Below are 12923 nucleotides of genomic sequence, written 5' to 3'. Positions count from 1 at the left end.
CACCGGCCCACGCTTCCGGCCACCGGCTACCCTGGCTCCGACTTTGGTCGCAACGCGTCAGCTGTCGAAGCCGAACCCCACCGCGTCCATGGCCCGGAGCCAGAGGTTGCGGCGCCCGCCGTTGGCGTCGGCCGCGACCAGCGACCGGCGGGTCAGCTCGACGCCCGCGTAACGCAGCGGTTCGGGCGGGAACGGCAGCGGCTTGGTGCGCACCATCCGGGTCGCGGTCCGCTCGGTGGTCTCGCCGGCCAGCAGGTCGAGCATCACCTCGGCCCCGAAGCGGGTCGCTCCCACCCCGAGCCCGGTGTAGCCGGCCGCGTAGGCCACCCGCCCCGCGTGGGCCGTGCCGAAGAACGCCGAGAAGCGCGTGCAGGTGTCGATCGCCCCGCCCCAGGCGTGCGTGAACCGCAAGCCCTCCAGCTGCGGAAACGTCTCGAAGAAATGGCCCGCGAGCCGGGCCGACGTCTCCGGCCGGCCCTCGTAGCGGGCCCGGACCCGCCCGCCGAAGTGGTAGATCGCGTCGTACCCGCCCCACAGGATCCGGTGGTCGGCAGTGAGCCGGTAGTAGTGGAACTGGTTGCCCGAGTCGCCCAGCCCCTGCCGGTTCCGCCAGCCGATCGAGTTCAGCTGCGCGTCGCCGAGCGGCTCGGTCATCAGCGCGTAGTCGTACACCGGCACCGTGTACGGCCGGATCCGCCGCACCAGCGACGGGTACACGTTCGTTCCCAGCGCGGCACGCCGCGCGCGCACGGTCGCGTTCCGCGTCCGGAGCGACAACCCGGCTCCGGCCGAGGTCAGCCCCAGCACCGGCGTCAGTTCGTAGATCCGGACGCCGAGCCGCCGGCAGGCGTCGGCGAGGCCCCAGGCGAGCTTGGCCGGGTGCACGAGCGCCGTGCCGTCCCGGTCCCACGTCCCGGCCAGGTACGTCGGAGAGTCGACCTCGGCGCGCACCGCGTCGGCGTCCAGGTACTCGAGCGCGACGCCGTACCGGGCCGCCACCGCGACCTCGTCTTGCAGCTCACGGGCCTGGTACGGCTCGGTCGCGACGTTCAGCGCGCCGGTACGCTCCCACTCCGCGTCGATGCCGTGGCGGGTCAGCGCGTCCTCGATCGCGCGCAGGTTCGCCGAGCCGAGCCGCTCCAGCTCGGCCAACTCCGACGGCCACCGCGAGAGCCCGTTGCCCAGCCCGTGGGTCAGGCTGGCGGCGCAGAACCCGCCGTTCCGGCCGGACGCGGCGTGCCCGATCCGGGATCCTTCCAGCAGGACGACGTCCAGCGACGGGTCGCGCTCCTTGGCGATCAGCGCCGCCCAGAGGCCGGAGTAGCCGCCCCCGACCACCGCGAGGTCGCACGACGTGTCGGCGGTCAGCGCCGGCCGTGCGTCCGGGCGGCCCGGGTCCTCGAGCCAGTACACACCGTGCTGGACGTCGGCCAGGGACTTCCGCGGGTCCATGACCTCGATCGAAACCGGGGCGCGCTCCGGCGTCAACCGTGTTGTCATAAGGCCGGTGCGCTCAGCACTCCACCACGTTGAGGGCGAGCCCTCCGCGCGCGGTCTCCTTGTACTTGTCCTTCATGTCGGCGCCGGTCTCACGCATGGTCTTGATCGCCTTGTCCAGGGTCACGTGGTGCCGGCCGTCACCGCGCAGTGCCATCCGGGCCGCGGTGATCGCCTTGACCGACCCGACCGCGTTCCGCTCGATGCACGGGATCTGCACCAGCCCGCCGACCGGGTCGCAGGTCAGCCCGAGGTTGTGTTCGATGCCGATCTCGGCCGCGTTCTCGACCTGCTCCGGCGTGCCGCCGAGCACTTCCGCGAGCCCGGCCGCCGCCATCGAGCAGGCCGAGCCGACCTCGCCCTGGCAGCCGACCTCGGCCCCCGAGATCGAGGCGTTCTCCTTGAACAGCAGCCCGATCGCGGCCGCGGTGAGCAGGAACCGCACGACACCGTCCTCGCTGTAGGAGTCGAGGAAGTCCCGGTAGTAGTGCAGCACCGCCGGGATGATGCCGGCGGCGCCGTTCGTCGGCGCGGTGACGACGCGCCCGCCGGCGGCGTTCTCCTCGTTGACCGCGAGCGCGTAGAGCGTCACCCACTCCATCGCCCGCAGCGGGTCGGAGTGGTCCTGGCTGGTCTCGAGCGTCTCGCGCAGCGCGGCCGCCCGCCGGCGGACCTTCAGCCCGCCCGGCAGCACCCCCGGCGTCGAGCAGCCGCGGTCGACGCACTCCTGCATGACCGACCAGAGGTGCAGCAGCCCACTGCGGATCTCGTCCTCGGTGCGCCAGGACAGCTCGTTCGCGAGCATGACCTCGCTGATCGGCAGGCCGTGATCGAGCAGTTCCCGGCCGGTCCGGAACGGGTAGCGCACCGGGGTCGCGTCCTCGACGATCAGCGGCTGCCCGGACTCGTCCTCGTCCAGGACGAACCCGCCGCCGACCGAGTAGTACTCGCGCCGGTCGAGCTCGCCGCCGGCGGTGTCGTACGCGTGGAACCGCATGCCGTTGGTGTGGAAGTCCAGCCGCTCGCGGCGGTGCAGGATCACGTCGTCGTCGACCGCGATCTCGATCGGGTGCTCACCGGCCAGCAGCAGCTTTCCGCCTCCCCGGATCGCGCCGACGCGCGGATCGGCCGCGGCCGGGTCGACCAGCTCCGGACGCTCGCCCTCCAGCCCCAGCAGCACGGCCTTGACGCTGCCGTGCCCGTGACCGGTCGCGCCGAGCGACCCGAACAGCTCGCAGCGCACCCGGGCGACCCGGGGCAGCACCCCGAGCGCGGCCAGCCGGTCGGCGAACGAGCGGGCCGCGCGCATCGGGCCGACGGTGTGCGAACTGGACGGACCGATCCCGACCGTGAACAGATCGAAGGCGCTGATCGTCATCGCCGGGCTCCTGATATATTAGTGTCATGTGCGCAGTCCCGCTCGGGTCGGACCCGGCTCCGGCCTCGATGGCCGACCGCGCCTACCTCGCGCTCCGGGATCAGCTGATCATGCTGACGATCCGCCCCGGCGAGCCGATCGACGACGACGCGATCGCGAAGTCTCTCGGCATGGGGCGTACCCCGGTGCGCGAGGCGCTGAAGCGGCTGGAGGTCGACCGGCTGGTGGTTTCCTACTCCCGTCGCGGCACGTTCGCGACCGGCATGGACATCGCCGACCTCGCGCACCTCTCCGAGATCCGGGTCCAGCTCGAGCCGCTGGCCGCCCGCCGGGCCGCCGAACGGGCTCCCCGCGCGGCCCGGGCCGAGCTCGAAGACCTGGCGGTCGGCACCGAGCGGCTGGACGTTCACCACACGAACCGCACCGACGTGATGCGGTGGGACCTCGGCGTGCACCGGGCGATCTACCGGGCCGCGGGCAATCCGCACCTCGAGGACGTCCTGATCCGCTACCACAACCTGGCGACGCGCATTCACTGCTTGTTCCTCGACCGGCTGGACACGACCGACCTCGACGTCGTCGCCGAGCACGTCCAGCTGCTGCGCGCGATCGCCGCCGGGAACGGCGACCGCGCCGACCACCTGGCCCGCGCACACGTCGTCGGGTTCGAGCGGGCGATCCGGGCGGTCATCTAAACGGCGTCCAGCAGCCAGTCGGCGAGGTAGCCCGCGAACGACGAGCGGACCAGGAGCACGTAGTCGTCGCGATCGCGGAGCAGGACGACCACCGCCTGCGCGACCCGCGTCTGGACGCACTGCCCGTGCGTGAACACCCGCGGGTGCAGGTCGATCGCGCACCCGTGCGACAAGGTTTCCCTCGCCTGCGCACCGGTCAGCCGCAGGGTGATCCGCTGCGCGGACACGTCGGTGACGACGCCGCCCCGCGGTTCGACCTCGGCCCGGATCCGCGCCTCGTAGTCCCCGGGGTCCTCGGCCGGGTTGGTGAGCAGCCACTCGTCGGGGCCGCGCCAGATCTCCCGGCCGCCGTTGACCTCGACCCAGGTGTTCGGCTCCGACGGGTGACCCGCGTCCGCCCGCACGTTCACCATCGCGACGTACGGCTCGACGCTGATTCCGGCCGCCGCCAGCGCGTCCGCCCGGGACGACAACGGATGCGTGCGCAGCAGCTCAGCCATCGCGGCGGGCTCCTTCCGGGTCGACGAGCACGGAACCGGTGACCTCGACCGGGACGAGCGTGCCACCCACCGGGACCTGGAGGGTGTCACCGATTCGCGACCGGCCGCCCTTGACCAGCGCGAGCGCGAACGGCCGCCCGAGCTCGGCGCTGCGGTAGCTGGACGTGACGTGGCCGAGCATCGCCACCGGAGGCTCGGTGAGTTCCTCGATGATCTGCGAGCCCTCCGGCAGCACGGTCTCGCGGTCCAGCGGCAGCAGCCCGACCAGCTGTTTGCGCAGCGGATCCTGATTGGCCGCGCGGGAGAACGAGCGCTTGCCGACGAAGTCCGGCTTCTTCTTCGACACCACCCACGACATGCCGAGGTCCTGCGGCGTCACCGTGCCGTCGGTGTCCTGCCCGATGATCGGGTAGCCCTTCTCGGCCCGCAGCACGTGCATGGTCTCGGTGCCGTAGGGCGTGATGCCGTACGGGCGCCCGGCGTCCAGCAGCCGCTCCCACACCGCCCCGGCGTACCACGAGTTGACGTACACCTCGTAGGCCAGCTCGCCGGAGAAGCTGATCCGCGCCAGCCGGACCGGCACGCCGTCCAGTGTGGTCTCCCGGATCGCCATGAACGGGAACGCCTCCTTCGAGACGTCGACGTCCGGGAAGACCGCGCCGACGACGTCCCGGGAGCGCGGGCCGACAACCGGGAACGTGGACCACTGCTCGGTGACCGACGTGGTGCGCACCCGCAGCCCTGGCCACTCGGTCTGCAGCCATTCCTCCATCCAGTCGAGGATCTTCGCCGCGCCGCCGGTGGTGGTCATCACCAGGAGCCGGTCGGCGGCGGTCCGCATCACGGTGCCGTCGTCGATCACCATGCCGTCGGCACCGCACATCACGCCGTACCGGACCAGGCCGGGTTTCAGCGTGCTCATCAGGTTCGTGTAGAGCCGGTCGAGCAGCACGCCGGCGTCCGGGCCCTGGACGTCGATCTTGCCGAGCGTCGAGCCGTCGAGGATGCCGACACCGGTTCGCGCGGCCGCGCACTCGCGAAGCACCGCGGTCTCCATGTCCTCGCCCGCCCGCGGGTAGTAGCGCGGGCGCTTCCATTGGCCGACGTCCTCGAAGACGGCTCCCGCCCCGACGTGCCACTCGTGCAGCGCGGTGTACCGCTCCGGGTCGAAGAGACGGCCGCGGTCGCGGCCGGCCAGGGCCGCGAACGCCACCGGCGTGTACGGCGGCCGGAACGTCGTGGTTCCGGTCTCCTCCACGCCGACGCCGAGCAGCCCGGCGACGATCCCCGAGGCCAGCACGCCGGACGTCTTGCCCTGGTCGTGAGCGGTACCGATCGTCGTGAAGCGTTTGACGTGCTCGATCGACCGCAGTCCGGCGCCGACCGCGTGCCGGAGGTCGGCGACGGTGGCGTCCCGCTGCAGGTCGACGAATTGGACGGACTCGTCGCCCGGTACCCGCCACAGCACCAGCGGCGCGGCCGGTGGCTCGGCCGCCGGCACGGCCGGGAGGTCCCCGGGCTCGAAGCCGAGCTCCCGCGCGGCCCTGGCCCCGTCGGCCAGGCAGCCGGGCAGGTCGAAGACGCCGTTGGCGGCGCCAGCCACGATCAGGCCGTCGAGCTGCTCGCCCGGGACGAACGCGCCGAGTGCGTCGTCGTACCGGAGCTTCCCCCGGGCCTGGCTGAACAGGTGCACGGCCGGGTTCCAGCCGCCGCTGACCAGCAGCAGGTCGCAGGCGACCGGGGACGCGACTGAGTCGTCACCGGACGCCACCAGCGCGTGCGTGATCCGCTCGACGCCCCGGGTGCCGGTGACCACGGACTCGCGTACCACCCAGATGCCGGCCGCGGCGCACGCGTCGGCGAGCCGCGACCCGACCGCCGGGCGCGCGTCGACCAGTGCCCGCACCCGGACACCCGCACGGTGCAGGTCGAGCGCGGCCTCGTACGCGCTGTCGTTCGTCGTGAAGACCACGGCCTCCCGGCCCGCCCGCACGCCGTACCGGTTCAGGAACGTCCGGGCCGCCCCGGCCAGCATGATGCCGGGCCGGTCGTTGTCGGCGAACACGATCGGCCGCTCGTGCGCGCCGGTCGCGACGACGATCGAGCGGGCGCGCAGCCGCCAGATCCGCTGGCGGGAGATGTTCCGCGGTGCCGCCGCGCCGAGGTGATCGGTGCGGCGCTCGAGTGCGAGCACGAACCCGTCGTCGTAGCTGCCGAACGCGGTCGTGCGCTGCAGGTGCAGTACGTCGGGGTAGCTCGCCAGTTCGGCGACGGCGGCCTCGGCCCAGCCTGCCGCCGGACCGTCGGATCCGGGCGGGGCGGAGAGCAACGCGCCGCCGGCCTCGGACTGCTCGTCGACGAGCGCGACCCGGGCCCCGCCACGGGCCGCGGCCAGTGCCGCGGTGAGACCCGCCGGTCCCGCCCCCACCACCAGAACGTCCACGTGGTGGTGTCTGGCGTCGTAGCGGGCCACGTCGGGGACGTCGGCCAGGCGGCCCTGTCCGGACAGGCCCGAGGCCGACAGGCCGTCGTGGAGCTCGACCGTGGTGGCGAGCAGCATCGGCTCCGGGAACGGTTCCTCGATCTGGACCAGACCGCCCGAGTCCTCGGCCCAGGCGGCGGTGAAGCCGCGCGGGCGGCCGAGCTTGATGCTGCCGGCGACCCCGTGGCGGCCGTTGGCCAGCAGCGCGGACGCGAGCGTGTCGCCGGGGTGGCCGGTGTAGGTCTCGCCGTCGAACGTGAACGTCCACGTGCGGTCGCGGTCGATCCGGCCTCCGGCGGGGGTCCTCATCGATCCTCGAACCGGTAGGTGGCGGTGTCGCGGACCGCGTTGAACCAGCGGCGGCACCCGGCGGCGTGGCTCCACCGCTCGGCGAACCGGCCCTTGGGGTTGTCGCGGTAGAACACGTAGTGCGCCCACTCCTCGTCGGAGAGCGCGGCCGGGTCGGCCGGATAGGCCACCCCGGCCTGGCCGCCGTAGGAGAACTCGACCTCCTCGCGGGGCCCGCACCAGGGGCATTCGATCAGCTGCACAGCGGGCTCCTTAGTGCGCGACGGCGGCGGCGCCGTGCTCGTCGACGAGGGCACCGGTGACGAACCGGTCGAGCGAGAACGGCGCCACGTACGGGTGGGGTTCGTCGTTGGCGACCGTGTCGGCCAGGCACCAGCCGATGCCCGGGGTGGCCTTGAACCCGCCGGTCCCCCAGCCGCAGTTGAGGTAGACGTTCGCGTACGGGGTCCGGCCGGCGATCGGCGAGGCGTCCGGGCTCACGTCGACGATGCCGGCCCAGCTGCGCAGCAGGTGGGCGCGGGCGAAGATCGGGAACAGCTCGACCGCGGCGGCCATTTGCCGCTCGATGACGTGGAACGCGCCGCGCTGGCCGTACCCGTTGTAGGAGTCGACGCCCGCGCCCATGACGAGCTCACCCTTGTGGGCCTGGGACACGTACACGTGCACCGCGTTCGACATGACGATCGTCGGGTGCACGGGTTCGAGCAGCTCGGAGACGAGCGCCTGCAACGGGTGGCTCTGCAGCGGGACGCGGAACCCGAGCAGCCCGGTGAGGACGCTGGTGTGCCCGGCTGCGCAGAGCAGGACTTTCCCCGCCGCGATGTCGCCTCGGGTGGTTTTGACGGTCGTGACCCGATCGGCCGCCGTGGAGAACCCGACGACCTCGCAGTCCTGGATCAGGTCGATCCCGGCCTCGTCGGCGCGGCGGGCGAACCCCCAGGCGACGTAGTCGTGCTTGGCGATCGCCGCGCGCGGCTGATAGGTCGCGCCCATGACCGGGTAGCGGATGTCGGCCGAGGTGTTCACGATCGGGCAGATCGTGCGGACCTCGTCCGGGCCGAGCCATTCGGCGTCGATGCCGTTGAGCGTGTTGGCCTCGACCCGGCGGACGCTGTCGCGGACGTCCTGCAGGCTGTGGGCCAGGTTCAGCACGCCGCGCTGGCTGAGCAGGATCGGGTAGCCGAGGTCGTCCTCCAGGCCCTCCCAGAGTTTCAGCGCGTGCTCGTAGATCGCCGAGCTCTCGTCCCAGAGGTAGTTCGAGCGGATGATCGTGGTGTTGCGGGCCATGTTGCCGCCCGCGAGCCAGCCCTTCTCCAGCACGGCGACGTTCGTGATGCCGTGGTTCGCGGCCAGGTAGTGCGCGGTGGCCAGGCCGTGGCCGCCACCGCCGACGATCACCACGTCGTAGGACTTCCGGGGCTCGGGATCGCGCCAGAGGAAGTCGGGGTGGTCAGGCAGGCCGGCGCCCGGGCCGGGCCGGGTCATGCGGTGCCACCGGACGAGACCGGGCCGTCGGTGTAGAGCGGGTGGCGCCCGGCGAGCGTGGTGACCCGGGCGCGCAGCGCGTCGATCTCCGGCGAGGGCTGCAGCGCCGCCGCGATGATGTCCGCGACCTCCGTGAACGACTCGGTGCCGAACCCGCGGGCGGCCAGCGCGGGGGTTCCGATCCGGACCCCGGAACTCACCATCGGCGGGCGCGGGTCGAACGGGACCGCGTTGCGGTTCACGGTGATTCCGATCTCGTGCAGCCGGTCCTCGGCCTGTTTGCCGTCGAGCGGCGACTCCCGCAGGTCGACGAGCACCAGGTGGACGTCGGTGCCACCGCTGACCACGCCGACGCCGGCCTGCCGGCAGTCGTCGGCGAGCAGGCGGCCGGCCAGGAGCCGCGCGCCGGCCAGCGTCCGCTCCTGTCGCTCGCGGAACGCGGGTTCGGCGGCGAGCTTGAACGCGACCGCCTTGGCCGCGATGACGTGCTCGAGCGGGCCGCCCTGCTGCCCCGGGAACACCGCCGAGTTGAACTTCCTGGCCAGGTCGGCGGCCGACAGGATGAAGCCGCCGCGCGGGCCGCCGAGGGTCTTGTGGGTGGTCGACGTGACCACGTGCGCGTGCGGCACCGGCGACGGGTGCAGGCCGGTCGCGACCAGCCCGGCGAAGTGCGCCATGTCGACCATCAGGTACGCGCCGACCTCGTCGGCGATCCGCCGGAACTCGGCGAAGTCGAGCTGCCGCGGGTACGCCGACCAGCCCGCGACGATCAGCTTCGGACCTCGCTCGTGGGCCAACCGTTCGACCTCGGCCATGTCGACCCGGTGGTTCTCGCGGTCGACGTGATAGGCGGCCACGTCGTAGAGCTTGCCGGAGAAATTCAGCTTCATGCCGTGCGTGAGGTGACCGCCGTGGGCGAGGTCGAGGCCCAGGATCGTGTCGCCCGGCTGTAGCAGCGCCGCCATCGCGGCGGCGTTGGCCTGCGCGCCGGAGTGCGGCTGGACGTTCGCGTACTCGGCGCCGAACAGGGCCTTGAGGCGGTCGATGGCCAGCTGCTCGATGACGTCGACGTTCTCGCAGCCGCCGTAGTACCGACGGCCGGGGTAGCCCTCGGCGTACTTGTTCGTCAGCACCGAGCCTTGCGCCTGCATCACGGCGACCGGCGCGAAGTTCTCGCTGGCGATCATCTCCAGCGTCGTCTGCTGGCGGTGGAGTTCGGCGGTGATGGCCGCGGCCACCTCGGGATCGGCCTCGGCGAGCGGAGTGTGCAGGTCGGGGACGGTCGACGTGACCAGGCTAGACATATCCACTCCTGTGCACTGGTATATCAGTTGTCGTCGACGGTAGGCGCGCCGCTGCCCCGCGTCAAGGTCGGCCGGTGGTACGAGCACCGGCGTTACTGTGGCGCCATGCGCGACGATCCCGCAGACACGCCGCTCCGGCCCGGCTGACGTGCAGGAGACCTATCGGCGCTCCGCGGATTCGGCGAAGGGACGGCAGCGCCGGGCCGAACTGCTCGAATCGGTGACGAGGGATCTGGCCGAGCACGGGCTCGTCGACTTCTCGCTCCGGCGGGCGGCCCGGGCCGCCGGAACCACGCACAAGGTGTTGCTCTACTACTTCGCCGACGGCGACGACCTGCTCGCCCAGGCTCTGCTCCGGCTCCGGGGCCAGCGCGTCGGCAACGCACTGCAGGCGGTGGCCGCCCTGCCGTCCGGCACGCTCGGCGACCGGATCCGCGCGATCTGGCCGATGCTCGAAGCGGACGCCACCGGGCTGCGCGTGATCGACCAGGCGATCGGGCTGGCCATGTACGACCCGGCCCGCTACGCGCACCTCGCCCGCGAGGCCGCCGAGCAGTACCTCGCTCCCCTGACCGGGCTCCTCCCGCCGGAGTGGAGTTCGGCCCGCCGCGAGGAGGTCGCGAACCTTCTGCTCGCGACGTTCCGCGGCTTCCTCATGGATTGGCGGACGACGTCCGACACCACGCGCATCGAGTCGGCGCTGGAGGCGCTCGCCCGCGCCATGGACCGGGAAGCCGCCGACGGTCCGTAGACACGATGAGAACCACGTGGTTCACTTTTTCCATGAGCGCTACCTCACTCCGGAGCGAAGTCCGGTTCTCCAGCGGCAACGACACCTGCGCGGCCTGGCTGTACCCGGGGACGAACGGGGCCTGCGTCGTGATGGGCCCCGGCTACGGCGTCACGAAGGAGCCGGGCACCGACCGTTTCGCGGCGGCGTTCGCGGCCGCCGGCTTCACCGTGCTGGCGTTCGACTTCCGGCACTTCGGCGCCAGCGGCGGCGAACCACGTCAGGTCGGCCGGATCGCCGATCAGCTCGACGACTTCGCCGCCGCCGTCGCGTTCGCGCGCACGCTGCCGGATGTCTCACCGGACCGGATCGCGATCTGGGGGTTCTCGCTGGCCGGCGGCCACGTGTTCCGGCTCGCGGCCACGCTGCCCGGCCTGGCGGCGGCCGTCGCCCAAACCCCCAACGCCGACGGCCTGGCCGCCACCCGCAACGCCGGCACGTTCACCACCGGCCGCGCGCTGGCCCGCGTCACCGGCCGGGGCCTGTTCGACGCGATCGGCGGGCTCTTCGGCCGTCCTCCGCGTCTGCTGCCCCTCACCGGCCCTCCCGGCACGGTCGCGATGCTCTCCACCCCGGACGCCCTCGACGGCGACGCCGCCCTCGACCCCGACGGCGCCTACGCCGGCTGGTCGCGAACGGTGGCGGCGCGGGCGGTGCTCACGCTCCCGGTCTACCGCCCCGGACGCGACGCCGCCCGGGCCCGGTGCCCCCTCCTGGTCGTGGTGGCCGACGACGACCGCACGGCGCTCGCCGAGCCCGGCGTCGCCGCCGCCCGGAGCGCACCCGACGCCGAACTCGTCCGTGTCCCCGGCGGCCACTACGCCCCGTTCCTGGCCGGGCACGAGGCCGTGGTGGCGGCGGAGGTGTCGTTCCTGGAGCGTCGCCTGGCTCGCTAGGGGCGCACGAGCAGGACTCGGTTGCGGTCGGTGGCCGCGACGCGCCACCCGGCGGCTTTCGCCTGCTCCACCAGCGCCCGCCGCGGCATCAGCAAGAGACATCGCACGTCGCGGCGGGCCAGTTCGTCCAGGGCACCCGCCCGTCCCTCGATCAGGTCCTGCACGAACCTGATCTGCCCGGCTCCGTACACGTCGTTGCGGCCGTCCATCGCCACCCGCACCCCGTCGTCCGACCGGAGCATGATCAGGTACCCGCCGTCGTCGTACTCGTTGAGCACCCGGCAGCCGTCCGGGATCGCCCGCACGGTCGCCTCGGCCGGATAGCTGGCCGGCGTCGGGCGTCCCAGGTACGGGATCCGCACCACGGCCACGACCGCCAGCGTCACCAGGAACCCTGCCGCGGTCCCTCCGGTCAGGAACGCGACCCGCCGCCGGGCCGGTCCGGCCCTCCAGTCGACGTCGGACGCCCAGGACGCGACCGCGGGCAGCGCGAGGATCAGCGCCATCGGCGAGAACCGGGCCGCCTCGACGCCGCCGAGCAGCAGCACTCCGACCGCGCCGGTCCAGACCGGCAGCAGCGGGTCCCGCGGTCGCCGGCGCCACGCCGCCGCCGTGAGCACGAACGCCAGCACCGCGGCGATCCACGTGAACAGCGGCAACGAACCCGCGCCCCACAACGGCGCCCACTCCGGGATCAACTCGTCCGACGCGTCACGGGTGGCCAGCGCCGATTCCACCGCGCCGACGCCGAACGGCGAGCTCAGACACCCGAGCACCACCGCCGCCAGCGCCGCCGCGGCCCGCACCACGCGGAGCAGCCGATGCCGTCCGTCCCGACGGCGGCTCAGTACCAGCAGCCCGAGCCCGGCCGCGACCGCGGGAATCGCCGCCAGTGCGGCCAGGTGCAGGTTCATCCAGAGCGCCACCAGCAGGTACAGCCCCGCCAGCCCGAACCCCAGCGTCCGCCCGCGCCACGTCATCACCCGCGCGGCCAGCAGCACGACGATCGGTAGCAGCGCATACGTCAGCGTCTGCGGGCGGGCGCTCAGCCACACCGTCATCGGGAGCACCAGCGCGGTCGCACAGACCGCGAACGTGTCCGTGCGCGTGCCCAGCGCCCGGCCGGCCACGCCCGCGGCGACCCCGACCACCGCCACGCAGCACGCGACGACCAGCGCCAGCCCGACGAGGTGACCGCGTCCGTAGGCCCACGACAACAGGACGTCGAACAGCCAGGAGTTCGGGTGCCACCCGCGGCCCGCGACCGTCCAGGAGAACGTGTCGGTCAGGAACACCGTGCGCTCGGCCCGGAGTGCGAAGCCGGTCCGGACCTGCCAGAACGTGTCGCCCTCGGAGAACCATCCGGCCCGCACCGCACCCACCAGTGCGTAGATCGCGAGCCCGGCCCACGCCGGCGCCACCCGCCAGTCCGCCCGCGCCGAGCCGCCTGCCGCCGAGCCGCCCTCCGGGGAGCCGCTCTCCGCGGGCACGCGTCGGGGGGCCACCTGTCCCGCCGGTGACCGACCGGCATCCGGAAGCAGATCCGCCACCCCGTCCAGCCTTTCGCGCGCACCTCGATTCCCTAGT

Annotated in this window: 11 protein-coding genes; 3 read left to right on the top strand and 8 right to left on the bottom strand. The window is 72.8% G+C overall.

The features are described from left to right. Positions 1–57: 57 nt before the first annotated feature. Positions 58–1452: an NAD(P)/FAD-dependent oxidoreductase gene (locus ACIBZJ_RS00540; RefSeq protein WP_395923902.1), complete on the bottom strand. Its 1395-nt coding sequence runs from the start codon at positions 1450–1452 to the stop codon at positions 58–60. Positions 1453–1513: 61 nt separating this feature from the next. Then, positions 1514–2875 carry an L-serine ammonia-lyase gene (locus tag ACIBZJ_RS00535; RefSeq protein ID WP_395923900.1) on the bottom strand — a complete coding sequence of 454 codons (1362 nt, stop codon included), beginning with the start codon at positions 2873–2875 and terminating at the stop codon, positions 1514–1516. A 26-nt stretch (positions 2876–2901) separates the two neighbouring features. Between ACIBZJ_RS00535 and ACIBZJ_RS00530 the strand changes: the two genes are divergently transcribed. Beyond that, a complete protein-coding gene (locus tag ACIBZJ_RS00530) occupies positions 2902–3570 on the top strand; it encodes a GntR family transcriptional regulator (protein ID WP_395923898.1) in 669 nt (222 codons plus the stop codon). Here ACIBZJ_RS00530 and ACIBZJ_RS00525 read toward each other — a convergent pair. The 5 genes from ACIBZJ_RS00525 to glyA are packed head-to-tail and all read right to left on the bottom strand — an operon-like array spanning position 3567 to position 9650. Then, positions 3567–4070, bottom strand: coding sequence for a sarcosine oxidase subunit gamma (locus ACIBZJ_RS00525; RefSeq protein WP_395923896.1), 504 nt, complete (start codon positions 4068–4070; stop codon positions 3567–3569). The genes ACIBZJ_RS00530 and ACIBZJ_RS00525 overlap by 4 nt on opposite strands. Continuing rightward, positions 4063–6861: a 2Fe-2S iron-sulfur cluster-binding protein gene (locus tag ACIBZJ_RS00520; RefSeq protein WP_395923894.1), complete on the bottom strand. Its 2799-nt coding sequence runs from the start codon at positions 6859–6861 to the stop codon at positions 4063–4065. The genes ACIBZJ_RS00525 and ACIBZJ_RS00520 overlap by 8 nt, the downstream gene beginning before the upstream one ends. After that, positions 6858–7103: a sarcosine oxidase subunit delta gene (locus ACIBZJ_RS00515; RefSeq protein WP_395923892.1), complete on the bottom strand. Its 246-nt coding sequence runs from the start codon at positions 7101–7103 to the stop codon at positions 6858–6860. Before ACIBZJ_RS00515 ends, ACIBZJ_RS00520 begins: the two co-directional genes overlap by 4 nt. Positions 7104–7113: 10 nt before the next feature. Beyond that, the gene (locus ACIBZJ_RS00510) at positions 7114–8346 is read right to left on the bottom strand and encodes a sarcosine oxidase subunit beta family protein (protein ID WP_395923890.1); all 1233 of its coding nucleotides are present in this window, start codon (positions 8344–8346) and stop codon (positions 7114–7116) included. Continuing rightward, positions 8343–9650: a serine hydroxymethyltransferase gene (glyA, locus tag ACIBZJ_RS00505; protein WP_395923888.1), complete on the bottom strand. Its 1308-nt coding sequence runs from the start codon at positions 9648–9650 to the stop codon at positions 8343–8345. The genes ACIBZJ_RS00510 and glyA overlap by 4 nt, the downstream gene beginning before the upstream one ends. Positions 9651–9798: 148 nt before the next feature. Between glyA and ACIBZJ_RS00500 the strand changes: the two genes are divergently transcribed. Both ACIBZJ_RS00500 and ACIBZJ_RS00495 read left to right on the top strand, forming a co-directional pair. Further along, positions 9799–10401: a TetR/AcrR family transcriptional regulator gene (locus ACIBZJ_RS00500; RefSeq protein ID WP_395923886.1), complete on the top strand. Its 603-nt coding sequence runs from the start codon at positions 9799–9801 to the stop codon at positions 10399–10401. A gap of 32 nt (positions 10402–10433) precedes the next feature. Next, complete coding sequence (locus ACIBZJ_RS00495) at positions 10434–11336, top strand: alpha/beta hydrolase (protein ID WP_395923884.1); 903 nt, start codon at positions 10434–10436, stop codon at positions 11334–11336. On the opposite strand, the gene ACIBZJ_RS00490 is transcribed toward ACIBZJ_RS00495, so the two are convergent. Further along, a complete protein-coding gene (locus ACIBZJ_RS00490) occupies positions 11333–12826 on the bottom strand; it encodes a hypothetical protein (protein ID WP_395923882.1) in 1494 nt (497 codons plus the stop codon). The two genes, ACIBZJ_RS00495 and ACIBZJ_RS00490, sit on opposite strands and share 4 nt — an antisense overlap. Between the last annotated feature and the right edge of the window lie 97 nt (positions 12827–12923).

The organism is Cryptosporangium sp. NPDC051539, from assembly GCF_044454545.1.
In the GTDB taxonomy this organism is placed as follows: Bacteria; Actinomycetota; Actinomycetes; order Mycobacteriales; family Cryptosporangiaceae; genus Cryptosporangium.
The sequence above is the reverse complement of the archived record's forward strand: the minus strand, read 5'-3'. Positions and strand labels throughout refer to the sequence as shown.